The 22,920-nt window shown below is 69.0% G+C and carries 25 protein-coding genes; 10 read left to right on the top strand and 15 right to left on the bottom strand.

The genetic code is table 11. The features are described from left to right. Window positions 1–132 precede the first annotated feature (132 nt). Window positions 133–1,458 (top strand): methyl-accepting chemotaxis protein, encoded by a 1,326-nt coding sequence (locus LQ771_RS08305; RefSeq protein WP_231348945.1) that lies wholly within the window; start codon window positions 133–135, stop codon window positions 1,456–1,458. Window positions 1,459–1,628: 170 nt separating this feature from the next. On the opposite strand, the gene LQ771_RS08300 is transcribed toward LQ771_RS08305, so the two are convergent. Next, window positions 1,629–2,561 carry a LysR family transcriptional regulator gene (locus LQ771_RS08300; RefSeq protein ID WP_231348944.1) on the bottom strand — a complete coding sequence of 311 codons (933 nt, stop codon included), beginning with the start codon at window positions 2,559–2,561 and terminating at the stop codon, window positions 1,629–1,631. Between the two features lie 109 nt (window positions 2,562–2,670). On the opposite strand from LQ771_RS08300, the gene LQ771_RS08295 reads away from it, so the two are divergent. From LQ771_RS08295 to LQ771_RS08285, 3 genes are all read left to right on the top strand, one after another. Beyond that, window positions 2,671–3,537, top strand: a complete 867-nt coding sequence (locus LQ771_RS08295) for an aldo/keto reductase family oxidoreductase (protein ID WP_231348943.1) — start codon at window positions 2,671–2,673, stop codon at window positions 3,535–3,537. A gap of 197 nt (window positions 3,538–3,734) precedes the next feature. Then, on the top strand, window positions 3,735–4,166 hold the full coding sequence (gene arr / locus LQ771_RS08290) for an NAD(+)--rifampin ADP-ribosyltransferase (RefSeq protein ID WP_231348942.1): 432 nt from the start codon (window positions 3,735–3,737) through the stop codon (window positions 4,164–4,166). 151 nt (window positions 4,167–4,317) lie between these two features. After that, window positions 4,318–5,472 (top strand): sensor histidine kinase, encoded by a 1,155-nt coding sequence (locus LQ771_RS08285; protein WP_231348941.1) that lies wholly within the window; start codon window positions 4,318–4,320, stop codon window positions 5,470–5,472. A gap of 87 nt (window positions 5,473–5,559) precedes the next feature. On the opposite strand, the gene LQ771_RS08280 is transcribed toward LQ771_RS08285, so the two are convergent. Continuing rightward, window positions 5,560–6,228 (bottom strand): DUF421 domain-containing protein, encoded by a 669-nt coding sequence (locus tag LQ771_RS08280; RefSeq protein ID WP_231348940.1) that lies wholly within the window; start codon window positions 6,226–6,228, stop codon window positions 5,560–5,562. A gap of 108 nt (window positions 6,229–6,336) precedes the next feature. Here LQ771_RS08280 and LQ771_RS08275 point away from each other — a divergent pair, with 108 nt between their 5' ends. Beyond that, window positions 6,337–6,750: a VOC family protein gene (locus tag LQ771_RS08275; RefSeq protein WP_231348939.1), complete on the top strand. Its 414-nt coding sequence runs from the start codon at window positions 6,337–6,339 to the stop codon at window positions 6,748–6,750. Between the two features lie 226 nt (window positions 6,751–6,976). On the opposite strand, the gene LQ771_RS08270 is transcribed toward LQ771_RS08275, so the two are convergent. The 5 genes from LQ771_RS08270 to LQ771_RS08250 all read right to left on the bottom strand — a co-directional run bounded on the left by LQ771_RS08270 (window position 6,977) and on the right by LQ771_RS08250 (window position 11,584). Further along, window positions 6,977–7,216, bottom strand: a complete 240-nt coding sequence (locus LQ771_RS08270) for a hypothetical protein (protein WP_231348938.1) — start codon at window positions 7,214–7,216, stop codon at window positions 6,977–6,979. A 159-nt stretch (window positions 7,217–7,375) separates the two neighbouring features. Continuing rightward, on the bottom strand, window positions 7,376–7,903 hold the full coding sequence (locus LQ771_RS08265; protein WP_231348937.1) for a DUF2894 domain-containing protein: 528 nt from the start codon (window positions 7,901–7,903) through the stop codon (window positions 7,376–7,378). Beyond that, window positions 7,893–8,558: an OmpA family protein gene (locus LQ771_RS08260; RefSeq protein ID WP_231348936.1), complete on the bottom strand. Its 666-nt coding sequence runs from the start codon at window positions 8,556–8,558 to the stop codon at window positions 7,893–7,895. The genes LQ771_RS08265 and LQ771_RS08260 overlap by 11 nt, the downstream gene beginning before the upstream one ends. 258 nt (window positions 8,559–8,816) lie before the next feature. After that, window positions 8,817–10,913, bottom strand: a complete 2,097-nt coding sequence (locus tag LQ771_RS08255; RefSeq protein ID WP_231348935.1) for a DUF802 domain-containing protein — start codon at window positions 10,911–10,913, stop codon at window positions 8,817–8,819. A gap of 11 nt (window positions 10,914–10,924) precedes the next feature. Continuing rightward, a complete protein-coding gene (locus tag LQ771_RS08250; RefSeq protein ID WP_231348934.1) occupies window positions 10,925–11,584 on the bottom strand; it encodes a DUF3348 family protein in 660 nt (219 codons plus the stop codon). A gap of 196 nt (window positions 11,585–11,780) precedes the next feature. Here LQ771_RS08250 and LQ771_RS08245 point away from each other — a divergent pair, with 196 nt between their 5' ends. Beyond that, the gene (locus LQ771_RS08245; protein ID WP_231348933.1) at window positions 11,781–12,230 is read left to right on the top strand and encodes a DUF3617 domain-containing protein; all 450 of its coding nucleotides are present in this window, start codon (window positions 11,781–11,783) and stop codon (window positions 12,228–12,230) included. Between the two features lie 30 nt (window positions 12,231–12,260). Here LQ771_RS08245 and LQ771_RS08240 read toward each other — a convergent pair whose 3' ends face one another. Both LQ771_RS08240 and LQ771_RS08235 read right to left on the bottom strand, forming a co-directional pair. Beyond that, entirely contained in the window at window positions 12,261–12,827 is a 567-nt protein-coding gene (locus LQ771_RS08240) for a cytochrome b (protein WP_231348932.1), read from the bottom strand. After that, a complete protein-coding gene (locus LQ771_RS08235) occupies window positions 12,824–13,870 on the bottom strand; it encodes a cytochrome-c peroxidase (RefSeq protein WP_231348931.1) in 1,047 nt (348 codons plus the stop codon). The genes LQ771_RS08240 and LQ771_RS08235 overlap by 4 nt, the downstream gene beginning before the upstream one ends. Window positions 13,871–14,125: 255 nt before the next feature. Between LQ771_RS08235 and LQ771_RS08230 the strand changes: the two genes are divergently transcribed. Further along, entirely contained in the window at window positions 14,126–16,177 is a 2,052-nt protein-coding gene (locus LQ771_RS08230; protein ID WP_231348930.1) for a M13 family metallopeptidase, read from the top strand. Between the two features lie 21 nt (window positions 16,178–16,198). Here LQ771_RS08230 and LQ771_RS08225 read toward each other — a convergent pair whose 3' ends face one another. Then, the gene (locus LQ771_RS08225; protein WP_231348929.1) at window positions 16,199–16,894 is read right to left on the bottom strand and encodes an NAD-dependent epimerase/dehydratase family protein; all 696 of its coding nucleotides are present in this window, start codon (window positions 16,892–16,894) and stop codon (window positions 16,199–16,201) included. A gap of 199 nt (window positions 16,895–17,093) precedes the next feature. Between LQ771_RS08225 and LQ771_RS16065 the strand changes: the two genes are divergently transcribed. Beyond that, the gene (locus LQ771_RS16065; RefSeq protein WP_425491251.1) at window positions 17,094–17,426 is read left to right on the top strand and encodes a DUF1328 domain-containing protein; all 333 of its coding nucleotides are present in this window, start codon (window positions 17,094–17,096) and stop codon (window positions 17,424–17,426) included. A 24-nt stretch (window positions 17,427–17,450) separates the two neighbouring features. On the opposite strand, the gene dbpA is transcribed toward LQ771_RS16065, so the two are convergent. Continuing rightward, a complete protein-coding gene (gene dbpA, locus LQ771_RS08215; protein WP_231348928.1) occupies window positions 17,451–18,830 on the bottom strand; it encodes an ATP-dependent RNA helicase DbpA in 1,380 nt (459 codons plus the stop codon). Between the two features lie 282 nt (window positions 18,831–19,112). Between dbpA and LQ771_RS08210 the strand changes: the two genes are divergently transcribed. Then, the gene (locus LQ771_RS08210) at window positions 19,113–19,256 is read left to right on the top strand and encodes a hypothetical protein (protein ID WP_231348927.1); all 144 of its coding nucleotides are present in this window, start codon (window positions 19,113–19,115) and stop codon (window positions 19,254–19,256) included. A 118-nt stretch (window positions 19,257–19,374) separates the two neighbouring features. On the opposite strand, the gene LQ771_RS08205 is transcribed toward LQ771_RS08210, so the two are convergent. The 4 genes from LQ771_RS08205 to LQ771_RS08190 form a co-directional block, all read right to left on the bottom strand. Beyond that, window positions 19,375–19,584, bottom strand: a complete 210-nt coding sequence (locus tag LQ771_RS08205) for a cold-shock protein (protein WP_231348926.1) — start codon at window positions 19,582–19,584, stop codon at window positions 19,375–19,377. Window positions 19,585–20,109: 525 nt separating this feature from the next. Continuing rightward, window positions 20,110–20,589 carry a VOC family protein gene (locus LQ771_RS08200; protein WP_231348925.1) on the bottom strand — a complete coding sequence of 160 codons (480 nt, stop codon included), beginning with the start codon at window positions 20,587–20,589 and terminating at the stop codon, window positions 20,110–20,112. Between the two features lie 128 nt (window positions 20,590–20,717). Next, window positions 20,718–21,002 carry a hypothetical protein gene (locus LQ771_RS08195; RefSeq protein WP_231348924.1) on the bottom strand — a complete coding sequence of 95 codons (285 nt, stop codon included), beginning with the start codon at window positions 21,000–21,002 and terminating at the stop codon, window positions 20,718–20,720. A gap of 169 nt (window positions 21,003–21,171) precedes the next feature. Next, a complete protein-coding gene (locus LQ771_RS08190; protein ID WP_231348923.1) occupies window positions 21,172–22,119 on the bottom strand; it encodes a LysR family transcriptional regulator in 948 nt (315 codons plus the stop codon). Between the two features lie 377 nt (window positions 22,120–22,496). On the opposite strand from LQ771_RS08190, the gene LQ771_RS08185 reads away from it, so the two are divergent. Further along, window positions 22,497–22,892 carry a DOPA 4,5-dioxygenase family protein gene (locus LQ771_RS08185; protein ID WP_231348922.1) on the top strand — a complete coding sequence of 132 codons (396 nt, stop codon included), beginning with the start codon at window positions 22,497–22,499 and terminating at the stop codon, window positions 22,890–22,892. The last annotated feature ends 28 nt before the right edge of the window (window positions 22,893–22,920 follow it).

The following is a 22,920-nucleotide window of genomic DNA, read 5'->3' as shown; positions in this document are numbered from 1 at the left end:
ATAAAGGCCCGGCGTGCAAAAGCGCGCATCCGCAGACGCCAGTCATGCCAGAAATGCGAAATATGTCGTTTGTGCTAAATGTTCCTCACTGGCGGCCGATAGCTACGCGACTTCCGAAATCCAGGCCCCCCCATGCTCGCCCTTCCGCACGCTCTTCGCCGCCTTTTGCCGGCACGGTCCGCCGACCGCCTGGCCGCTATCGACCGGGTGCAGGCAGTCATCGAATTCGCCCCCGACGGGACGATCCGCGATGCCAATGCACTGTTCCTTCGCACCATGGGCTACACCCGGGCAGAGATCGTGGGGCGCCACCACCGATTGTTCGTGCTGCCGGAAGAAGCTGCCAGTGACGGGTACCGCCAGTTCTGGCAGCGCCTGCGCGAAGGGCGGCATGACGCGGGTCTCTATCGCCGGCGGGCACGGGACGGCCGCGAGGTGTGGCTGCAGTCCTCCTACAACCCGTTGCACGATCGCACCGGCCGGGTCACCGGTATCGTCAAGTTCGCCACGGACGTCACCGCGCAGCGCCAGGCGGCGGCCGACCTGGAAAGCCGGATGCAGGCGATCGACCGCTCGCAGGGCGTCATCGAGTTCGCCCTCGATGGAACCATCGTCGCGGCCAACGCCAACTTCCTCCAGGCGCTGGGTTACCGCGCCGAAGAGGTGGTCGGCCGGCACCACCGCATGTTCGTCGAGCCCGCCGAGGCCGCGCGACCGGAATACCAGGCGTTCTGGCAACGGTTGCGGGAGGGGCGCCACGACGCGGGCGTGTACCGCCGCGTCGGCAAGCAAGGGCGGGAAGTATGGATCCAGGCCACCTACAACCCGGTGCTGGATGCCGCGGGCCAGCCGGCGCGGGTCATCAAGTTCGCCACCGATATCACCGCCCAGACCCTGGCCGCCAAGACCTTGCAGCGCGAAGTGCAAGTCCTGTCGAGCACCGTCCGGGAAAGTGCCCGCCACGCGGTCCGCGCCAATGACGCGGCGCGCAAGGCGACCGAGACCGCCGGACAGGGCAGCCAGGCCATGGAAGCGGTGATCGCCACCATGGCAGGCATCGTGGAAAGCACTCATTCCATCGGCGGCATCCTGGAATTGATCGATTCGCTCGCGTTCCAGACCAACCTGTTGTCGCTCAATGCGGCCATCGAGGCGGCCCAGGCGGGCGAGCATGGACGCGGCTTTGCCGTGGTCGCCGATGAAGTCAGGCAATTGGCGAAACGCAGCCGCGCCGCCTCCGGGGAGATCCGCGGATTGATCGAGGAAGCGCGCGCGCGGGTCGACCATGGCACGGAACTGGTCGAGTCCACCGGCCGTTCGATGGCGGAGATACTGAGCTCCATCGCCGAGGCGCACCGGTTGAACGGCACCATCAGCAGCAGCGCCAACGCACAGGCCTCGGGAATCGAGCGGGTGAACGCGGCCGTTGCGCAGCTCGAGCAGGTGTACGGTGCCTAGGAACGCAGTTGATCGGCGGCTTCTGTCGATCTTGTTCACGCGCGGACGTGGGGGCCACATTCTGCCGGGAGCAGAAACGGAGTGGAGCAGAGGCACAGGCCATCGAGTCGAGTCCGCATCGACGCTTCTTCCGTTCGACGCGGTCGTCGTGGTCGCCTAACCTGGTCGCCTCAACGGCTTTCCAACCGGTCCTCGCCGGTGCCGGGGGCGCCGGTTTTTATGAAATCCACGAACGCCCGCAACGGTGCCGGCAGGTGCTTGCTGCCGGGGTAGTAGAGGTACGGTCCGCTGAAGGGTTGCCACCACGGCTGCAGGATCGGCACCAGGGCGCCGCTGTCCAGGTGCGGCTGCAGCCAGGCTTCGAACAGGTGGATGATGCCCAGGCCGTCCAGCGCGGCGGACACGGCCAGGTCCTTGGCCGCGCCCAGGCGGACCAGCAGCGGGCCGTCCGGATCGACACGCACGATCTCGCCATCGCGTTCGAACTCCCAGGGCGGGATGACGCCGCTGGCGAACTGCCCGCGCAGGCAGGCGTGCCGCAGCAGGTCGCGCGGATGCTCCGGGCGCCCGCGTGCCTCCAGGTAGGCCGGCGAGGCGGCGGTGGCCATGCGTTGCACGCGCGGGCCGATCGGCACGGCGATCATGTCCCGCTCCAGTCGCTCGTCGTAGCGGATGCCCGCGTCGCAGCCGGCAGCGAGCATGTCGACGAAGCTGTCCTCGACGATGACTTCCAGACGGATCTCCGGGTAGGCCTTGAGGAAGGGCGTCACGATCGGGGGCAGCACCAGCCGCGCGGCCACGGCCGGAACGTTGAGCCGCAGTGTCCCGGCCGGGCGGTCGCGGTAGCCGTTGACCACGTCCAGCGCGGCCTGCACTTCGCCGAGCGCGGGCGACAGGCGTTCGAGCAGCCGCGCCCCCGCCTCGGTGGGGGCGACGTGGCGCGTGGTGCGGTGGAGCAGGCGCACGCCCAGTTGCGATTCCAGCCGCCGTACGCTCTCGCTCAGCCGTGAGGCGGAGCTGCCGCTTGCGCGCGCGCCTTCGCGGAAGCCGCCGGCGCGCGCCACGGTGAGGAAGGCCAGGAGGTCTCGCAGGTCTGCATCCATTGTTCGATTTTCCGTACAGCCCGTGCCGATTGCGCTGGATTATCAGCCAGACCGGGCGTGGCTACATTGCCGGCATCGCGGCGGTGGGCCGCCGCTGCCGGAGAGCGGGATGACGAATGTGACTGCCGCGCGGACCCACGCACTGGGCCGCTTCACCGTCAATCGCATGGGCTACGGCGCCATGCAACTGACCGGGCCGCACGTGTTCGGCCCGCCACGGGACCCCGCTGCGGCCCTGGCGGTGCTGCGTGAAGCGGTCGCCCGCGGGGTGAACCACATCGACACGAGCGATTTCTACGGGCCGCACGTGACCAACCGGCTGATCCGCGAAGCGCTGCATCCGTATCGCGAGGACCTGGTCATCGTGACGAAGGTCGGCGCCGTGCGCGGCGAGGACGCGTCCTGGCTGCCGGCGCAGAGCCCGGCCCAGCTCACCGACGCGGTCCACGGCAACCTGCGCAACCTGGAGCTGGACGTGCTGGATGTAGTGAACCTGCGCGTCATGGGCGACGTGCACGCGCCCAGCGAAGGCTCGATCGAGCCGCAGTTCGCGGCCCTGGCCGAACTGCAGCAGCGCGGCCTGATCCGCCACCTCGGCCTGAGCAACGTCACGGCGGGGCAGGTGGCCGAGGCGCGGCGCATCGCCGAGGTGGTCTGCGTGCAGAACCACTACAACCTGGTGCACCGCGCGGACGACGCGCTGATCGGGGAACTCGGTGCGCAGGGCATCGCCTACGTGCCGTTCTTTCCCCTCGGGGGCTTCACGCCGCTGCAGTCCGACCGGCTGTCGGAGGTGGCCCGCCGTCTCGGCGCCACGCCGATGCAGGTGGCGCTTGCCTGGCTGCTGGCGCGGGCGCCGAACATTCTGCTCATCCCTGGCACCTCGTCGCTCGCGCACCTGCAGGAGAACCTCGCTGCGGCGTCGCTGCGCCTGGACGCGGCGGCGCTGGCCGAATTGGCGCTGATCGAGAACTAGGGCGAATCGAGCGGGCGGAGGTCGTCGAATCGCGACGACGGCGTCCGATCTGTTGCCGCTGTCCGAAAAAAAAAGGAGGCGCACCGCGCCTCCCACCATCAATTTATATCAACGACCCGGAGTTGCGGCAAGGCTCGCCGCGTGTCCTAGGATCGCCGCCCTGCCGATCGGGCAGTAAGCGTGAGGCGCATCCGGCGATGCATGACGACGAGTGGGTTCCGGTCTACCCCGAGAACTGCCACCGGGTGGAAGGGCCATTCTTCCATGGCACGCGAGCGGATCTTTCGGTCGGCGATTTGCTGACTGCCGGGTTCACCTCCAACTACGACGATCGGGTCGTGATGAACCATGTCTACTTCACGAGCGTGCCGAAGGGGGCCGGCCTTGCCGCGGAGATGGCCCGGGGCGCGGGAAGGCCGCGCGTGTATGTCGTCGCGCCGACGGGAGCGTTTGAAGACGATCCCAACGTCACGAACAAGAAGTTCCCGGGCAACCCCACACGGTCGTATCGAAGCGCGTCGCCGTTGAGGATCGTGGGCGAACTCGAAAGCTGGGAGCCCTACGACGCGGAGTTCATCCGGGAACTGAGGCGTCGCGTCGAGGATGGCCTGGGCGAGATCATCAACTGAACAAATCGCCGCCGGAAGATCGGAGCCAGAGGGCTCCGGCGCCCGCCTGGCAGACAGACGCAGCCCTGTGACGCTTGGCTACAGGTCCATGGCGCCCCCTGCACATGCAGGTGTGCATCCTTCGCGGACATCTCCGCGAAGGGGCCCCTGCTTGAAGCTGTCCGATTTCATCTATGCCCACATGGACGAGATTCTCGAGCAGTGGGATGCATTCGCGCGCCAGGTCGCGCCTTCGGGAAGTCACCTCTCGCACAACGTCCTTCGTGACCATGCGCGGACCATGCTCGCCGACATCGCTCGCGACATGCGGGAAAGCCAGAGCCCGCAGGAGCAGCGTCTGAAGTCGGAAGGGCGTTGCGGGGGAGCAACGGGTTCTGCCGCGGCCGAGCATGGCAGCCAGCGGCAGGCCAAGGATTTCACGCTGCTGCAGTTGAGTGCGGAGTTCCGCGCCTTGCGCGCCACGGTGCTCCGGCTGTGGCTGCCGGAGGTGGCACGCGACGATCCCCAGACGGTGCGCGACCTGGTGCGGTTCAACGAGGGCATCGACCAGTCGCTGGCCGAGTCCATCGTCGCCTATTCCCGGCGGACCCAGCAGACGCACGACCTGTTCCTGGCCGTACTGGGCCATGACCTGCGCTCGCCGCTTGCCGGCATGCTGCTGGCGGGGGAGATGCTTGCCCAGGGAGAGACACGCCCGGAGAAGGTGGCGAAGATCGGCGCGAACCTGGCCCGCGGTGCCAAGGTGATGCGGCACATCGTGGATGACCTCATCGGCTACACCCGCTCGCAACTGGACGAGGGGCTCCCGATGTGCCCGGAGCCCTGCGACCTCCGTGAAGTTCTCGCGTCCGCCATTGCCGACGCCGCCGCCACCTACCCGGGCAACCAGTACGACCTGCGGGCCGAGCCGGGGCTGGTCGGCCGCTATGACCCGACCCGCCTGTACCAGATGTTTCTCAACCTGCTGGTAAACGCGGGCCGCCACAGCCGCGGCAAGGCGCCCGTCGTCGTGGAGGCCTGCGCCGCGGCGGATGCGTACGTGGTCGACATCACCAACCAGGGCGAGACGATTCCTCCGGACAAGCTGGAGTCGATCTTCCGGCCACTGGTGCAGCTGTCGGACAAGGACGGTGTCACGCGTTCGGGCACGAGCCTCGGCCTGGGCCTTTTCATAGCGCGCGAGGTGGCCAAGGCTCATGGCGGGTTGCTCACCGCCAACTCGACGGCATCGGACGGTACGACCTTTACCGCGACCCTGCCACGCGGAGAGGCAGGCGGGGAGCGCCTGGCGCAGGCCGTGCCGTGAGGTGTGGCGCGTTGGCGTGCGCCAGGTAGCGCGAACAGAAGTGGAGGCCGGGTGGCGTCGAACATGACCCCGCGTCGATCCCGGGGCTTACCCGGTATTCCCTTCCGGCGCACGCTTCGTTCCTGCCAGGCGGGTGGCCGGGGTGGCGTCCCGCATATGCGGTTCGCCTCGCCCGTGCGCTTGCCTGAGGTAATCCAGCAGGTCGTCCCGGGGAGGGGCGTGCTGGTTGAGGAACACGCTCACATTGCCGCTCACCTCCAGGATCGCGATCTGCACCTGCGCGATCGAGCGGGCCCCGGCCCCGCGCAGGGCGGCATGAAGTTCGCGGTGGTTGACCCGCTCGCGGGCCAGCGCCTCTTCGTCTATGAGGCCATCCAGCACCAGGATGCGCGGGCGCGAATCGAGATAGTCGCGCAGGCTCCGCCAGCGTCGGGCCGACCAGTCGAGCAGGAGCGTCAGCGCGGTGGTGCCGACCAGGATCAGGGCCGCATAGAGGATCGCCACGTTCGGGTACAGCAGCGTGTCTCCGGCCGCGGAACCGAGGGCAATCAGCAGCACCTGCTGCATCGGGTTGAGATTCTGCTGCCCGCGCTTGCCGAGCAGGCGCAGCACCACCATCAGCAGCAGGAACACCAGGACGATCCGCAGCGAGACCTCCAGGTAATACCCGTAGGGTTGTTTGCCCAGGAATAGCCGGGCCCAGGTGAACGGATCGAAGTGTTTGTCCATGGCTGGCAAGGAAGGCGGGTCGTCCATCCTGCCGCCTGCTTGCTGAAGAGCGCGTCAGCCTTCAATGTCAGCGCCTGTCGAATCGCGTCCCGATCGTTCGTCGTAGGCTTACCTGACCAGAAAAAGGCATCCGCCATGTCCCGTTCGATCTTCATCAGCCTGCCCGTCGCCGACCTCCCGGCCTCGATGGCCTTCTACGAGGCGCTGGGCTTCACCAACAACCCGCAGTTCACCGACGCCACCGCCGCCTGCATGGTGTGGAGCGATGCGATCCACGTGATGCTGCTGACGCACGCGAAGTGGCGCACGTTCACCGATCGCCCGATCTGTCCGCCGACCTCGAGCGAGGTGTCGCTTGCGCTGGCGCTGGACAACAAGGAGGCGGTCGATGCCATGGTCGAGGCGGCCGCGGCCCGGGGCGGCACGGTGGACGTCAATCCGGTGCAGGACCTGGGGTTCATGTACGGCCGTGACCTGACCGATCCCGACGGGCACGTCTGGGGACCGTTCTGGATGGACATGTCGAAAAAGGCCGACGTGGCGGCCTGAGGCTCGCGCCCGGTCCGACCGGCGAATGCTGCGCTGCCGCGGGAAGATCCGGGCGCCGCCGTGATGGCGCGCCCGGATGCTTCTGCTCGATGCATGCCGCTGGCAGGCCCGGTCGCATCCATCGCCGGGACATCGTGGCCCGCCATGCGGGCGGCGGCGCCGGACATGGTGGTTCGCGCTCCGGGAGCTCCTGCAACGACCGCGCGGGGCCGAACCCGGGTTCCCGTCAGCCCGAACAGCCGCCGCAACAGATGCTGGGCATCTGCACCACCTGTTCCTGCTCCACCGCCCAGCCGGTGCGCTGCAGCACTTCGACCAGGTCCCGCACCGGCACCCAGGACGAGATCCGCATGACCAACCCGCTCGTGTCCAGGTCGACCAGCGCGCTCGGGTCGATGTCGAACATGGCGTCCTGGACGACTTCGGGAGCGGGGCTGGGATCGGTGAGTGCGATATGGAATTCCATCGTACGGGCCTCTCTTTCAGGCGTATCGCGTTGACGGAACGGATGTTTTCCCAGTCGCGGGTGCCTCGCCCTGATCCCGGTCAGGCGAGCAGCCGATTGCTCACCCGGACGCTTGGCGCAGCCGGCAGCCACCCGCCGCCGTCGCGGTGGGTCACGCGTTCAGGTGCGCGGCTTGCGCGCGGCGCGTTTCCCCGGCGCCGCGGCGCTTTTCCCGGAACCGGCGCGCCCCACCTGTTCAAGCCATGCAAGGTCATCGACGTAGGCAAGGAACGACCGCAGGTATCCGGGCGACAGCTCGCGCATCAGCGCGATGGCGCGGCCGGCCAGTGCGGTCGAGTTGAGCGGGCCCGCGTCGGTGGGCACCTGCGCCACGGCCTCCCGGAGCTGGCTGTCGGCGCGGAGCGCGGACCAGAGCTGGCGAAACTCGACGAGGACGCGCACATCCGGATAGGACTCCCGCGCGGGGGACGCTGCGCGGTCGAGGTGGTCGGCGAGGTCGCGCAACGGGTGTGCATCCGGCAGGGGCGCGCTGGGGCGCGGCGCTTCGTCCGCACTGGCGCATTGCGTCCGCAGTGCGGCCAGCCGCGCGTCCAGCGCGCGGCGCGCCTCGCCGTCCAGGCCGGCAACCCGCCGTTCCATGGCCGCGATCAGTTGCGCGCGGATCGCCGAGGCGGCGTCAGGGTGCATGACCGTCGTTCGGTTCGCCCGCCGTGGCATGGCCGGCCGAGGAGCGGGGAATCGGGGCGATCTCGACGCGTCGGTTCTTCGCGCGGCCGGTTTCGTCCGTATTGGCGCTGACCGGCTGCTGCGCGCCGAAGGCGGCGGCGAAGACCGCGTCGGCAGGCACGCCGGCGGCGATCAGCGCGCGGGTGACGGTGAGCGCGCGTTGGGCCGACAGTTCCCAGTTGTCGGCGAACTGGCGGTTGTCGCCGTGCACCGGCTGGTTGTCGGTGAAGCCGCTGACCATCAGCAGTTCGTCGCGCGACTGGAGGTACTGCGCCAGCGGCGCGGCCAGGCTCTGGATGAGCTCGCGACCCTCGGGCTGCAACCGGTCGGAATTGAGCGCGAACAGCAGGTTGCCGCGGATGCCGATGCGGCCGTCGACCAGGGTCACGCGCCCCTGCGCCAGCGGTGTGGCGAGCGCCTGTTCCAGCGTGGTGCGCCGTTGCTGCTCGGCCAGGCGCTGCTGCTCGGCCACTTCCAGCTTGTGCGAGAGCTGCAACTGCACGCCGATGACGCCGACCAGGATCAGCACGAACACGCCCAGCAGCACCGACATCAGGTCGCCGAAGGCCCAGATCGGGGCGGTGGACGCGCCCTCGGACTCGACTTCGCCGCTCATGGCGCGCACCCGGGAACCGGGTTGTTGAGGGCCAGCGGCTGGAGATCCTTCGGCCCGGAATTATTTGCGAAAGCGCGCCTCGTGCGCGTCCGGAGGCATGGCGGTCGCGCACAGCGTGCGCTCATGCAGGAGAACTGGTCGCTCACGGGGTGCGCCCCGGAATCGGGTGGTTTTGTTTGCGGGATCGCGTCTTGTGCGCGACCGGGTGCATGGCGATGGCGGTTGCGTGCCTGGGAGCGGCGCCGTGGATTGGTTTCTTCATGCCTTCGAGGCCCGGGTCGCCTGCCGGCGGCCGGCGAGTTGCTGCATGTCGGCGATGATCTGCTGTTGAGAGAGCACGCTGAGTTCGACCACTTCCTTCGCCTGCGCGACGTAGTAGGCAAGCTGCTCGTCGCTGCGCGCGAGCGAGGCGTCGAGCGCACCGGCGATCTGCTGCAGCCGTTCCATCAGCGCGTCGTTGGCCTGGCCGAACTGCGCCACGCCGGCGCCGAAGGCCTCGCCCAGGCTCGCGACTTCGACGGCGCTGGCAGTGACCTGCGCGGCCGCGGTGTCGAGCTTGCCGGTTTCGGTCTCGATCTGCGCAGCGAAGCGGTTGCCGACCCGGTCCAGCAGATCGGCCGAGGTGCTGACCAGCGCATCGATCGCGCTGCGCTGTTCGGTGGAGGCGTGGTTGACCGCATCGAGCAGGGTCTCGAGCGTGGAAAGCAGGCGGCTGCGCTCCTCCAGCATGGCGGTGTCGCGGACCATGCTGTCGGAAAGCTTCTGGCGCAGCTCGCCCACGACTTCGGCGGCGACGCGCGGCGCTTCGGAGGCGGCTTCGACCAGGCGGGCGATCTCGCCGAGAGTCTGGCTGGCGGCGGCCTGGGTTTGCGTGGCCATGGCCGCGGCAGTCTGCTCCAGCGTCTCGCAGATGGCCTGCTGGCGGCTGGCGGTGGCGTCGCCGGTGGCCTTCCATTGCGCGCCAAGTTCGGCGGTGAGGGCATCGAGCTTCTGCGCCCAGCTGGACAGGCGTGCCTCGTCGCGTGCCTCGAGTGCCGACTGCAGTTCCGCGTGCGAGCGGTTGACCGCCTGCACCAGCGCGGCCGCGTGCGACTCGAACGTCTCGCTGGCGGCAGCCAGCGCCAGCCGGTTGCGGTCGGCCAGTTCCGCGTGGGCGGCGTCCTGTTTCGACAGCGCGCCCTGCCAGGCTTCGGCCGTGCGATCCACGCTCGCGTCCAGGCGCGTGGCGACGCCATCGATCAGCGCGGACGAGCGCTGCTCGAAGGTATCGGCGAAGCGGGCGAGGGCGTCGCCCAGCGCCTGTGCGTGGGCTTCGTTGGCCTGCCGGTGCTGAGCGAGCGCGTCGTTCCAGATACCGGTGACGGTGCGCGCGGTGGTCTCGAAGCCGCTCGCCAGGCCGTCGAGCTGGCGCTGCACGGCCTCGCCCACGCTGGCCTGGATCGCGGCGCTCTCGCGGGCGAGGCCCGCCAGGGTGGACTCGACCACCGGCTGCAGGACGCTGCCCGCGGTGCGCGCGCTGTTGGCCACGCTCGCGTGCAGCGACTGTTCGACCGAGCGGGCCAGGTGCGTGTATGCCTCTTCGGTGTGGCGATGGAATGCCTCCCGGTCAGCCTGCTGGCGCTCGTGGGCGGCAGCGCTTTGCTGCTCCAGCGTCGCGGCCATGGCCTGCAGGCGGTCGACCAGTGCGGGCATGGCAGCGGCCTGCTGCTGCAGCAGGCGGAAGGCTTCCTCGCGCCGGTACGCCTGCGAGTGGGTGCGCAGGGTGGTGGCGATGCTCGCATCCAGCGCGTGCACCGCCTGCAGCCGCTCGCGGCGGATCAGTGCGGAGAGCAGGCCAAGCATCGCCGAGCCGGCGACGCCGGCGATCGAGGTGCCGAAGGCGAAGGCCAGGCCGTTGACCGGCGCGGCCAGCGAGCCGCGGATCGCCTGCAGATCGCTGGCGCTGCCGAGCGCCGTGCCGGTGCCGCGCAGCGTGGCCATCATGCCCAGCAGGGTGCCGAGCATGCCCAGCAGCACCAGCAGGCCGACCAGGTAGGGCGTCATCGCCGGCGCCGGCAGCGCGGCGCGTTCGCCCTCGACGCGCAGGCGCACCGCATGGCGCAGGCCGGGGTGCAGGCGCTCCAGCCAGCGGCCGAGGTCGGGCGGCGGTCCGGTCAGTTCGTCGACGGCCCGCTGCAGGGTGGCGGTAGCCTGCCCGTAGCGGAGCAGTTCGATGGTGCCGGCGAGGTAGCAGGCGCCGATCAGCAGCGTGACGGCCATGCCCAGGGGATTGCTGCCGACGTAGCCGACGACGATCCAGCCGATGGCGGCCAGCCCCAGGGCGAACACGCAGAGAAGAAGCAGACGTTTGAACATGGCGTACCGCATCAGGGGGTACGAAGCGCCGCGAGCAGCGCGTCGACCGGTTGGAAACGAAGATCCAGCTCCGCCAGCAACACGCTCTGCATGTCGCGGCGAAAGCCGTCGAGCCAGGAGGGGGAAGCGCTCCCGGCGGCGCGCAGGCGTTCGAAACGCTGGCTCAGCAGGTCGGGGACCCTGGCCAGCAGGGCATGCTCACGCGGGGTGAGCGCCGCTTCCATCACCGCGTCCACCTCGGCCAGCCGCGCCAGCTCGGTCGAGGCGGCCATGAGCGCGTCACGCAACTTGCCCCGCAGTCGACCGACGTTGGCCTGCATGGCCCGCTGGCGGGCGAGGCAGGCCTGGCGGAAGGCGGCGTAGTCGGGCTCGCTATCGGCCGACGGACCGGAGGCGGGCAGGGGATCGTCCTTGATCGCCGTCGCCAGCGCTTCGCGCGTCCGAGCGCATTCGGTATGCAGGTCGTCCGGCGGCGCAGTGGTGAACGCGGCCGCGGAGGCCTTGCCATCGAGTGCGTCAGCAAGCGACAGCGCCTGCTTCCAGTCCAGCCACTGGCCCAACCGGTCAGGCAGCGACTGGCCAGGCGCCGCCAGGTCGGCGTCTGCCAAGCGTGCCAGCAGGCGGATGAACGTGGGCCCGCGAACCGTCGGGCGGGGGACTGCCTGAGCCATGTTTTCCGGAGCAAAACCGATAGTTTAGCTTGGCTGGCGGTTCGCGGCGCGCGGCCCGTCGCAGGACACTGCCGACGCGTTGCCGGGCGAGGAGGAGCCCGGTCCGGGCATGCCTCCGTGCCGGGCCTGGGGTGACCGCCCGGGATGCGCGCGTCGCGGGTATGATCCGGTACTCCAACGACCAACGAGGTGTGGCATGGCCCTGCGTAGCGCGCGCGTGTTGTTCCCGCTGATCCTGTTGGTGACCGGTGCGGGCGGCACGGCATTCGCCACCGAGCCCGGCAACCTGATGAAGATGACCACCACCACGCGGATGCAGATGCCCGGCATGTCGATGCCGCCGATGTCGCACACGACGACCGTCTGCACCTCGACGCAGAAGCCGGATCCCAGGCGCATGATGCAGGGCCAGAAGGACTGCCAGGTCACCGACTTCAAGCGCGAAGGCGACCTGATCACCTACCGCATGGCCTGTACCGGCGCGGTCACGATGAATGGCGAGGGCCGGTTCGAAATGCTCGCCGGCGGTGGCATGCGGGGCAGCCTGCACGTCACCGGCAACAGTGGTGGTCGCGAGATGACGATGGACACGAGCTTCGAGGGCCAGCGCGTCGGCGCCTGCGACTACACACCGCCGGCCGAGTGACGGACCCGGGCCGGTGGTGGCCGTCCCGGCTCAGAGCATCCGCCGCAGCGTGTTGTCCCGCACCACGAAGTGGTGCCACAGGGCGGCCACGATGTGCAGGCCGATTACCCAGTAGAAGATCTCGCCCAGCTCCTCGTGCCATTCGCCGAGGCGCTCGTGCCAGGCGTGGTCGGGCTGGACAAGCATCGGCAGCGACCATCCGCCGGGCAGCGCCACGGCGTGCCCGGCCAGGTTCACCTCCAGGATGCCCAGCAGCGGTTGCACGAGCAGGAACGCATACAGCGCCAGGTGCGTGATGCGGGCAAGCAGGTGGGTCACCCGCCCCGGTGCGGGCTGGATCGGCGGAAAGCGGCCGACGGCAAGTGCGGGCAGGCGGACCACCAGCAGGAGCAGGACCAGCAGCCCGGCCAGGTAGTGCCATTGCATCGCCGTCGAGACGCCGCCGGCTTGCTCCTCCTCGCCGCCGAATTCGACCAGCAGGTAGGCGGCGAGCACGGCCAGCACCGTGAGCCAGTGGGCGGCGCGTACGAGCGTCGGGTAGCGGGCCGGGGCCGCGCGTCCCACATGGGCGGCGGTTGCATGCATGGTCGTGTTCATGGCTTGGGCTGCGGTGTCTTGGCCACGCTCGGCGGCAGGATCGGCAGGGTCACCTGTGGCTGGTCACCGGTAAGCGCACCGAGGAAGGCGGTGATCTGGTCCACTTCGGTTTCGGTGAGCTTCGCGCCGAGCTGGCTGTTGCCCATGACGGCCACGGCCTGGCGCAGGTCCCACACCTTTCCGGAGTGGAAGTAGGGCGGCGTCAGCGCGACGTTGCGCAACGACGGCACGCGGAACACGTACTCGTCGCTGACCGTCTTGGTGACGGCGAAGCGTCCCTTGTCGCCCGGCGGCAGGATCTCGGCACCGGGACGCTCCACCACGCCAAACGGCGCGTACTGCCCGCCGCCGACGTTGATGCCGCCGTGGCAGGCCGCGCAGCCCTTGCCGATGAACAGCGACAGGCCTTGTGCCTGGGTGGCATCCAGTGCCTTGCGGTCACCCCGCAGATAGCGGTCGAACGGCGCGTTCGGAGTGATCAGCGTGGCCTCGAAGAGCGCGATGGCGCGGCGCACGTTCTCGAACGAGATCGGCTCGGCGCCGCCGAAGGCCTTGGCGAAGAGCGGGGCGTACCCGGGGATGCCCTTGAGCTGCTCGACGACGTGTGCCTCCGTGGCGTCCATCTCGATCGGATTGACCAGCGGTCCACCGGCCTGCTGCTCCAGGTCCCTGGCGCGGCCGTCCCAGAACTGGGCGACGTCGAACACCGCGTTGTAGACCGTCGGCGCGTTGCGCCCGCCGCGTTGCCAGCGATGTCCGAGCGAGGTTTCCTGCAGGTCGACGCCGCCCATGCCGATCATGTGGCAGGAGTTGCAGCTGATCGCGTGGCTTTCGGACAGGCGGGGATCGAAGTAGAGCATCTTGCCCAGGGCTACCCTCGCCGGTGATGCGGGGTTGCCGGGCAAGGCGGGGGGCTGCGCCGGGACGGGTTTGAACAGGCCCCGGGCCTGCGCCAGCACATCCGATTGCGACCACGCCGGCGCAACCGGCGCACCGGCCAGGGCCAGGGCCAGGCAGGAGAGGAGGAGCGTAAGCGGTCGCATCGTGCGTTCTCCTTGTCGTGCAGGGAAGGATTTCCGCGGCGGCGCCGCGCGGAAGACACGCGGCCCCGCTGCGCAAGGAGCCCGTGCGGATCGGGTACGGGAAGGGTGCCGAAGGTGGAGGGCGGCCTGTTGATCCAGATCAAGGGCCGGCATGACGCCGGCGCGGGCGCCCGATCGGCGGCATGCCCTCGGCTGGGTACACAAACGGGCGTGCAGCGTGCAAAGTTGGCAGCCTTCCTTTTCCTGGAACATCCCATGACCCGCCTCGCAATGTCCCTCCGCGCCGCGCTGCTGTCGGCTGTGCTGGCCTCCGCCTCCGCCGGCGTCCTCGCCGCGGATGCCACGCCTCCGCAGGATTTCCTCGCGGCGCACCTGGATACCTCGGCCGACCCGGGCGTGGATTTCTTCCAGTACGCCAACGGTGGCTGGCTTAAGGCGCACCCGATCCCGGCTTCGGAGTCGGCCTGGGGCATCGGCAACGAGGTGGACGACGAACTCTATGCGCGGTTGCGTGGCATCAGCGAGTCCGCGGCGAAACAGCCGGCGGCCGCCGGCAGCGATCAGCAGAAGATCGGCGATTTCTGGGCCACCGCCATGGATGTGGCCAAGGCCGATCGGCTGGGACTGCAGCCGCTGCATGCCGAACTGGCGCGCATCGACGCGATAGCCTCGCCCGCGGACGTGCTCGATGCGGTGTTCGCCCTCAAGCCGATCGGCGATCGCTCGCTGTTCCGCATCGGCATCGCGCAGGACGACAAGGACAGCGCGACGATGGCGGTGCAGATCCACCAGGGCGGCCTGGGCCTGCCCGAGCGCGACTTCTACTTCAATCCCGAAAAGGGCGTCGCCAAGATCCGCACCGCGTACGTCGAGCACATGGCCCGCACCTTCGTGCTGCTCGGCCGCGACCCGGCCGCGGCCAGGGCGGCGGCCACGCGGGTCATGGCCTTCGAGACCGCGCTGGCGGAGGCCTCGCGCAGGCTCGAGGACCTGCGCGATCCGGAGAAGAACTACAACAGGATGACCCCGGCGGCTTTCACCGCCAAATACACGCCGTCCGTCGACTGGAAGGCTCGCCTGGCCGGATGGGGCATCCAGCCGTCCTACGTGATCGTCGGCCAGCCGGAGTTCTTTGCCGCCGAGGACCGCCTGCTGCGTGAGACGCCGCTGCCGGTGCTCAAGGACTATCTGCGCTATCACCTGGTGGACGGCTACGCGCCGTTCCTGTCCGGCGCGATGGACCGGGAGTACTTCGACTTCCATGGCCGCGCGATGTCCGGCCAGCAGGAGCAGCGCCCACGCTGGAAGCGCGCGCTGGACGAGGAGAACGACGCCATGGGCATGGTGCTCGGGCGCATCTTCGTCAAGCAGTACTTCCCGGTCGCGTCCAAGCAGCGCTACGAGGCGATGGTCGAGGCGATCCGCGGCACCTTCCACGACCGCATCGAGCGGCTCGACTGGATGAGCCCGCAGACCAAGGCCAAGGCGCTGGCCAAGCTCGCCGCGGTCACGCCCAAGGTCGGCTACCCGGACAAGTGGAAGGACTATTCGGCGCTGGTGGTGGGGCGCGAGTCCTATGCGGCGAACGTCATGGCGGCACGCCGCTGGCAGTTCCAGGACAACCTGTCCAAGTTCGGCAAGCCGGTCGACCGCACCGAATGGGACATGACCCCGCAGACCTACAACGCCTACTACAACCCGTCGAACAACGAGATCGTGCTGCCTGCGGCGATCTTCATGGTGCCGGGCGTGCCCGATGACCAGGTCGACGACGCGGTCGCCTACGGCTACGTCGCCGCCAGCACGATCGGCCACGAGATCACCCACGGCTTCGACGACCAGGGCCGCCAGTACGATGCGCAGGGCAACCTGTCCGGCTGGTGGACGGCGCAGGACACCGCGCGCTTCAACACCGCCGCGCAGAAGATGATCGAGCAGTTCAACGCCTACGAGCCGCTGCCTGGCCTGCACATCAACGGCAAGGCCAGCCTGGGCGAGAACATCGCCGACTACGGCGGCGTGCTGCTGGGCCTCGAGGCCTTCGAGAAGACCGCACAGTTCAAGGAAGGCAGGAAGGTCGGCGGCCTGACGCCGACGCAGCGCTACTTCCTTGGTTACGCGCTGGGCTGGATGACCCAGCAGCGCGAGCAGCGGCTGCGCCAGCGCCTGCTGTCGGACGTGCATGCCCCGGCGAAGTGGCGCGTGCTCGGGCCGATGTCGAACATTCCCGCGTTCTACGAGGCGTTCGACGTGAAGCCCGGCCAGCCGATGTGGCGCGCGCCGCAGGATCGCGTGCGGATCTGGTGACCAAGCCGGGTCCGATGCTTCTCAGGGAACGGGCTTCGGCGCCGTTCCCGCGGGTGAAGGCTCGCGCCCGAAGCGATTGATCGCGTCGTTCTCCACCACCGGTGGCGGCGACGGATCACGCGCCAGGGCGAGCATGGCTCGCCCCACGCGGGCGGTCGTGGTCATCTGGCCGGGGAGCAGGCGCACGGCCAGGGCGAACGCCGGCGACCCGAGCCGGTACAACAGGTCCAGCGGCTTGTGCGAGGAACGGACGCCTTCCACCGGACGTATACCGCCGGGCCGCAGCATCACCGTGGTGATCGGCAGGGCGGCCAGGGAGCGCTCGGTCTCGCCCTTGACCCTTGCCACCATCACCCGGCTGCCCGGGTCCGAGTACGCGCCGGAGATGTACAGGAATCGCCCGTTCGGGTTGTGCGCGGCGAACGCCCTGGCCACCGCCGTGGTCAGCGTGAGGGTGACGTGGCGATAGGCATCGGCGGGGACTCCCAGCAAGGGTGCACCGGCGCAGTAGAGGCAGGCGTCGAACGGCGCCAGCCGGTCGCCGAGCGTTGCCACCTGCGCGAAGTCCGGGCAGATCAGTTCCTCCAGACGGGAGTCCCGGATGCCGCTCGGGCGCCGTCCCAGCGCCACCACCCGCTCCACGTCCGGCGCACGCAGGCATTCGCGCAGCACGCCTTGGCCGACCAGGCCGGTTGCGCCGGTGATGAGGATACGCATGGCCGTCTCCGCTCGTGACCGTGGCTGCGAGCATCATAGTCCGCCCTCCGGATGCCGGCGCGATGACGCCACGCGCGTGCTTGACCGTGCCGTCGGGCCACGCTCCGGTTGGGACTGGCCGGCTTGCAGGTCGGCGGCAGTTGACCACCTGCAAGGGATGGAAGGCCATTCGCGTGCATGCGTGCGTGTCGGCACCGCAATGCGTCAGGATGCCTGTAGAGGAGCACTCAACGCCCGCCCTTGCGAGTTCCTGCGCAGCGCATTCACGGGAGCACCCGTAGGTTGGCCGCTTGACGCCGCTGTTTCCTCTCACTGCGCAGCGATCGCTGCACTGCGCACGAAATCCTCAAGGGAGAAGCCTGTGCTTACCTGGGCCATCATTCTTGCCATCGTTTCGCTCATCGCCGGCTGGCTGGGCTTTGGCACGCTGTCTGGCATCGCCGGGAGCATCGCGAAGATCCTGTTCGTGATCTTCGTCATCCTGTTCGTGCTGGCGCTGCTCGGCGTGCTCGGGGTGCTCAGCATCTTCTGACCGACGCGAAGGCGCCGACTGGTTTCAGTCGAGCGGACGCACCCGGAAGTTGCGCCCCTTGATGCGTCCGGCGCGCAGGCGCTCGAGCGCCTTGTTCGCCAGCGGGCGCGCGATCGCGACATAGGCGCGGGTGGCATAGACGTCGATCTTGCCGATGTCGCCGGCCTCGAGGCCCGCCTCGCCGGTGAGCGCGCCGAGGATGTCGCCGGGGCGCAGCTTGTCCTGGCGGCCGGCATCGATCACCAGGGTTTTCATCGGCGCGAGATGCAGGGTCTTGCCGCGCGGCGGGGCGAGCTTGAATGCGCGCCAGGGCAGCGGTTCGGCCAGGGCCTGCTCGATGTTCTCGGCCTTGGGCCGCTCGCGCGGCGTGCACAGGGTGATCGCCACGCCCGACTGGCCCGCGCGGCCGGTACGGCCGATGCGGTGGGTGTGCGTGTCCGGGTCGTGCGCGATGTCGTAGCTGACCACCAGCGGCAGCGCGGCGATGTCCAGGCCGCGCGCGGCGACATCGGTGGCCACCAGCACGCTGCAACTGCGGTTGGCGAAGCGCACCAGGACTTCGTCGCGGTCGCGCTGCTCCATGTCGCCGTGCAGTGCGAGGGCGGAAAAGCCGCGGCGGTCCAGCTCCTGCGCCACGGCATCGACGTCGCGGCGCATGTTGCAGAACACCAGCGCGTGCCGGTCCGGATCGCGGGCGAGCAGCTGCGCCAGCGCGTCGGGCTTGTGCGCCGGGTCGACCTCGATGAACTGCTGCTCGATCGCCGGCACGGCTTCGGCCGGCGTCTCCACGGTGACCTCCACCGGGTCCTTCTGCAGTCGCCGGCTGGCCGCGCGGATCGTTTCGGGGTAGGTGGCCGAGAACAGCAGGGTCTGGTGGTGCCTGGCGATGCGCCCGACGATGTCGTCGATGGCTTCGCCGAAGCCCATGTCGAGCATGCGGTCGGCCTCGTCCAGCACCAGCACCTTGATGCCGCCGCCGTGCAGGCTGCCGCGCTTGAGGTGTTCCTGCACGCGGCCCGGCGTGCCCACCACGATGTGCGGATCGTGGGTGAGCGAGGCCAACTGCGGCCCGAGCGGCATGCCTCCGCACAGGGTCAGCAGCTTGACGTTGGGCAGGCCGGCGGCGAGTCGGCGGATCGCCTTGCTGACCTGGTCGGCCAGTTCGCGGGTAGGGCACAGCACCAGCGCCTGCAGTCGAATGGTGTCCACATCCAGTGCCTGCAGCAGGCCCAGGCCGAACGCGGCGGTCTTGCCGCTGCCGGTGCGCGCCTGGGCAATCACGTCGCGTCCGGCGAGGATCGGCGGCAGGCTCTGCGCCTGCACCGGCGTCATGGCGGCGTAGCCGTGCTTGTCGAGGCTGGCGAGCAGGGCGGGGTCGAGCGGGAGCGTGGCGAAATCGGTCATTCGCCATGATCGCATCAAAGCGCCGGAGGCGGTGCTGCGTTCAGGCTCGCGTGGTCGCGCGCCGCGCCCGCCGCGTGCGGAGGTGTAGGATGTCCGTCCGCGCCCGCGCTTCGCCTGCTCTACCATCGCCCGCAAGCGCGCGATGAGAGCATCCCGAGCCCCGCTCCCATCCGCGGTCGAACATCACCGCCTGACACAGGCTCCAGCCGCTCACACGGCATCCCCGAGCGGACTTGCCGCTGGAGCCGTCGCCGCTTCCACTCCACCCAGAGGGTTACCCGATTGGCCAAGATCAACTACGCATTCGAAAAACGCCAGCGCGAGCTGGCCAAGAAAAAGCAGCAGGATGCCAAGCAGTCGAAGAAGCGTCCCATGCGCGAGGGCGACAAGCCCTCCGAACGCCCGGGCAACGCACCGACGAACTAGGCCGGGCCCCAGGCGCCTGCCTGCCGGGAGCCGCCCGCAGGCAGGCGCCTGCCGTGGGCATCGGGCAAAAAAAAGCCCGGCACGAGGCCGGGCTTTTTCCGGTTTCGGGACCGAAGCCTTAGAGCGGCTGGACCTGGTCGGCCTGCAGGCCCTTCGGGCCCTGGGTCACGACGAAGGACACCTTCTGGCCTTCCTGCAGGCTCTTGAAGCCCGAGGACGTGATCGAGCGGAAGTGCACGAACACGTCATCGCCGCTGGCGCGGCTGATGAAGCCAAAGCCCTTGGCATCGTTGAACCACTTGACGGTACCGGTTTCAGGTTGCGACATCGTTGTATCTCCTTGGAGCGGGTGGATGAGCCGCATGGCGCGGCAGGGTGCTGGTCACAAGGAGGAAACGGGGTGCAACGGTGTAGTGGAACTGCTCTCTACAGCATCGGGCCACAGTTCGCGTGACCCTTGAAACCCAGCCCTCGCACAGTAGTGATTGTCTGGCCGCGAAGCAAATGTTTTCTGAATGGCGGTTTACCCTGCGCGGGATTGGCGCAGCAGGCAAGGGTCGCTGGCGGGGCCGGCCCGCTGCTGCACGCGCGATCCCGCACGACCCGGGGAGGGCTGCCATGCGGCCGCGTGGATGGGGCCGCAAGGCGGCCAGCGACACCGCCGCGGGCACTTGCCGGCATGCGCGGTGCCAGCTTGGCCTCCACGCACGCCTCCTCAGCGGGGGCGGCCGGCGGAAACGGCCATCGGGACGAGCACATTCTTGGCCGTCACGACCTGGTCTCGCTCGCGGCGGATCGGGCGCCGGGCCCGGCCGTGATCGACCAGGCCACAACCTTCGGGACACGGAGCCGTTCAGCCGCGGCGCGCGGCCTCGATCGCCGCGATGTCGATCCTGGCCATTCCCATCATGGCCTCGAACGCACGCTTGGCCGCGGCCGGGTCCGGGTCGCTGACCGCCGCGGTCAGCGCGCGGGGGGTGATCTGCCAGGACAGTCCCCACTTGTCCTTGCACCAGCCGCAGACGCTCGGGCTGCCGCCGTTGTCGATGATCGCGTCCCAGAGGCGGTCGGTTTCGGCCTGGTCGTCGGTCGCCACCTGGAAGGAGAACGCCTCGGTGTGGGGAAATCCCGGCCCACCGTTCAGGCCGAGGCACGGAATGCCCATGACGGTGAATTCGACCGTCAACACGTCGCCCTGCCGGCCGGCGGGGTAGTCGCCGGGCGCGCGGTGGACCGTCCCCACGGCGCTGTCGGGGAAGGTCTCGGCATAGAACTCGGCGGCATCCAGGGCGGTGCCGTCGTACCAGAGGCAGATGGTGTTCTTGCGGGTCATTCCGTTCTCCGGATCGGGGTCTTCATTCCCGCGACGAACGAATGAGCCGCCGATCGACAGCCGCGTCGGCGGATCGCCCGCGGGGTGTTTTCCGGAAAGGGAGGACCGATCGCCCGACGGTCCGCGAGTCAGTCCGGCGCGAAGCGCCAGGTGGCGTCGAGAAACTCGTCCAGTTCCCATCGCTTGAACGGCGCCCGCCCCGTGAACTTGCCGAGCGCGGCCGACACGACGTTGCGGTTCCAGTGGGTGACCGGCCGGTTGTGCGACTGCAGGTAGTGATCGATGTAGTACTCCGGCGTCCACGCCTGGGTGGGGGACGTCAGCACGCGATCGATCTTTCCCACGTATGCCTTGTTGGGGTGACCCGACCAGTCGCCCAGGGCCTGGCCGAGATGTTCCGCGCTATCGAGCATGGTGTGTCCCGTGAGCTGTGCAACCAGTGCTTCATTAGTCCCGCAGGCCAGTCCAGCACCTGTCAAAACGCCGTCCCCGAGTGACTGATTATGGACAACCGCTACCGAATGACGGGTTCCGGTTAAGACCGCCGTTGCAGGCAGTTCAGCAAGCAGGTTCTTGCGAGGGTCACGACGCGGTCGGGGCGCTCGACACGGGCGTGGTGCCCGCGTTCGCCGGTCCGGCCGCGAGGTCCTGTCCGTAGCGCGCGAGCAGGAAGTCGATCGCGCTGCGCAGCTTGGCCGTGGGGCGACGGTCCTGCGCGTAGATCAGATGCATCGGCGAGGGTGTGAGCGACCAGCCCGGCAGGACGCGCACCAGTCGCCCGGCGGCGAGGTCGTCGGCCAGCAGCGGCTCCGGTTGCAGTGCGATGCCGATGCCGCTGAGCGCGGCGATGCGCAGGGCGTTGCCCTGGTTGGCGGTGAAGCGGCCGCGCACGGTGACGGTGCTCGTCGCGCCATCGGGTCCGACCAGCCGCCATACGTCCGATCGCCGCCAGTAGGACAGGCCCAGGCATTCGTGACCGGCCAGGTCGTGCGGCCGCGCTGGATGGCCGTGGCGTGCCAGGTACCCGGGCGAGGCGGCGAGGATGCGCCGGTAGTGGCGCAGTGGCCGCGCGACCACGCCTGGCTCCGTGACGTCGCCGACCAGAATGCCCAGTTCGAAGCCGCCGTCGGCCAGGTTGGGCGGGCGATTGTCCAGCGTGAGTTCGACGCTGACCTCGGGATGTCGGGCCATGTATTCGGCGAGCGCGGGCACCATGTGGCTGCCGAAACCGACCGGGGCCACCATCCGCAGCCGCCCTTTCGGCGCCGCCTGGAGTTCCACTGCGCTCGCCTCGGCCAGCGCCACTTCGGCCAGGGCCAGCTTGCAGCGTTCGTAGTAGAGCCGCCCGACGTCGGAGAGCTGCTGCCGGCGCGTGGTGCGATGGAGCAGCCGGGCGCCCAGCCGCTGTTCGATCGCCGCGACGTGCTTGGCGACCATGGTCGCGGACACGCCGCTCGCGTCGGCGGCCGCCGCGAAGCTGCCGGAGTCGACCACGCGCACGAACATTTCCATGCCGGCGAGCTTGTTCATATTCAAAACCATGGGGTTTGTTATGAACGTAAGTCTTGCATGTTTATCAACCCGCCGTGCGCTCCCATCATGCGCCGCGAGGCCTTTGACGGACGCGAGGAGCTCCATGCCCAGCCTGCACCTGGACATCCCCAGCATCGACTGGATCGAGCGGCCGCCACGTGCGGACCAAACCGACGGTGGCAAGGCTTCGCCGGCGCCTGCCACACCCTCGCCGGACCACGGACGGGCGAAGCCGCCAACGCAAGGCAGTACGCGAGAACGGGACCCGTGGCCCGGTGCGCCCGCAGGCGTCCCGGCATGATGGCCGCTGGCCACCATCGCGCTCCCCGCCCATGAAGCCGATGGGTGGGCGCTCCATCGTCGCGGAGAGACCGTTGAATCCCACGCAAGCGCCTTACCACGCGCACATCTATTTCGAGCCGGCCGACCGGAGTCTGGCCGAGACGGCGCATGCGGTGGTGCGCCAGCGCCTCCACTCGGGTGATCTTCCGCAACTGCGTTTCGTCGGCTGCCTGAGGGACGCTGGAGCGGGCCCCCATCTGCTGCCGCAGTTCGAGATCCACTTCACCGCCGACGGTCTGGCGGTCGTCCGCGAATTCGTCCGCGCCTGCGGCCTGACCACGTTGATCCATCCGCTGACCGACGACGACCTGGCCGATCACACGCATCTGGCCGAATGGATCGGCCCGCCGCTGGAACTGGACCTGGGCACGCTGGATCCTCCGGGCCAGAACAGGGGCGTGGCCAGGTTCGGCATGTCCGATTTCTAGCTCGGCACCGGAACGCTTTCCCGGCGTG

Origin of the sequence: Frateuria soli (genome assembly GCF_021117385.1) — a bacterium.
Lineage (GTDB): Bacteria > Pseudomonadota > Gammaproteobacteria > Xanthomonadales > Rhodanobacteraceae > Frateuria_A > Frateuria_A soli.
This window is presented reverse-complemented; position numbering and strand designations above follow the sequence as displayed.

Bases quoted from the DNA above. Each gene is read 5' to 3' on its own strand.
- LQ771_RS08240 (WP_231348932.1), bottom strand. From the start codon at position 12,827: ATGAACACGACCATGCATGCAACCGCCGCCCATGTGGGACGCGCGGCC.
- LQ771_RS08190 (WP_231348923.1), bottom strand. From the start codon at position 22,119: ATGAACAAGCTCGCCGGCATGGAAATGTTCGTGCGCGTGGTCGACTCC.
- LQ771_RS08265 (WP_231348937.1), bottom strand. From the start codon at position 7,903: ATGCACCCTGACGCCGCCTCGGCGATCCGCGCGCAACTGATCGCGGCC.
- dbpA (WP_231348928.1), bottom strand. From the start codon at position 18,830: ATGACCGATTTCGCCACGCTCCCGCTCGACCCCGCCCTGCTCGCCAGC.
- LQ771_RS08270 (WP_231348938.1), bottom strand. From the start codon at position 7,216: ATGGAATTCCATATCGCACTCACCGATCCCAGCCCCGCTCCCGAAGTC.
- LQ771_RS08195 (WP_231348924.1), bottom strand. From the start codon at position 21,002: ATGCTCGATAGCGCGGAACATCTCGGCCAGGCCCTGGGCGACTGGTCG.
- LQ771_RS08295 (WP_231348943.1), top strand. From the start codon at position 2,671: ATGACGAATGTGACTGCCGCGCGGACCCACGCACTGGGCCGCTTCACC.
- LQ771_RS08260 (WP_231348936.1), bottom strand. From the start codon at position 8,558: ATGAGCGGCGAAGTCGAGTCCGAGGGCGCGTCCACCGCCCCGATCTGG.
- LQ771_RS08200 (WP_231348925.1), bottom strand. From the start codon at position 20,589: ATGACCCGCAAGAACACCATCTGCCTCTGGTACGACGGCACCGCCCTG.
- LQ771_RS08230 (WP_231348930.1), top strand. From the start codon at position 14,126: ATGACCCGCCTCGCAATGTCCCTCCGCGCCGCGCTGCTGTCGGCTGTG.
- arr (WP_231348942.1), top strand. From the start codon at position 3,735: ATGCATGACGACGAGTGGGTTCCGGTCTACCCCGAGAACTGCCACCGG.
- LQ771_RS08305 (WP_231348945.1), top strand. From the start codon at position 133: ATGCTCGCCCTTCCGCACGCTCTTCGCCGCCTTTTGCCGGCACGGTCC.
- LQ771_RS08235 (WP_231348931.1), bottom strand. From the start codon at position 13,870: ATGCGACCGCTTACGCTCCTCCTCTCCTGCCTGGCCCTGGCCCTGGCC.
- LQ771_RS08280 (WP_231348940.1), bottom strand. From the start codon at position 6,228: ATGGACGACCCGCCTTCCTTGCCAGCCATGGACAAACACTTCGATCCG.
- LQ771_RS16065 (WP_425491251.1), top strand. From the start codon at position 17,094: ATGCGTCAGGATGCCTGTAGAGGAGCACTCAACGCCCGCCCTTGCGAG.
- LQ771_RS08225 (WP_231348929.1), bottom strand. From the start codon at position 16,894: ATGCGTATCCTCATCACCGGCGCAACCGGCCTGGTCGGCCAAGGCGTG.
- LQ771_RS08275 (WP_231348939.1), top strand. From the start codon at position 6,337: ATGTCCCGTTCGATCTTCATCAGCCTGCCCGTCGCCGACCTCCCGGCC.
- LQ771_RS08250 (WP_231348934.1), bottom strand. From the start codon at position 11,584: ATGGCTCAGGCAGTCCCCCGCCCGACGGTTCGCGGGCCCACGTTCATC.
- LQ771_RS08255 (WP_231348935.1), bottom strand. From the start codon at position 10,913: ATGTTCAAACGTCTGCTTCTTCTCTGCGTGTTCGCCCTGGGGCTGGCC.
- LQ771_RS08245 (WP_231348933.1), top strand. From the start codon at position 11,781: ATGGCCCTGCGTAGCGCGCGCGTGTTGTTCCCGCTGATCCTGTTGGTG.
- LQ771_RS08300 (WP_231348944.1), bottom strand. From the start codon at position 2,561: ATGGATGCAGACCTGCGAGACCTCCTGGCCTTCCTCACCGTGGCGCGC.
- LQ771_RS08205 (WP_231348926.1), bottom strand. From the start codon at position 19,584: ATGTCGCAACCTGAAACCGGTACCGTCAAGTGGTTCAACGATGCCAAG.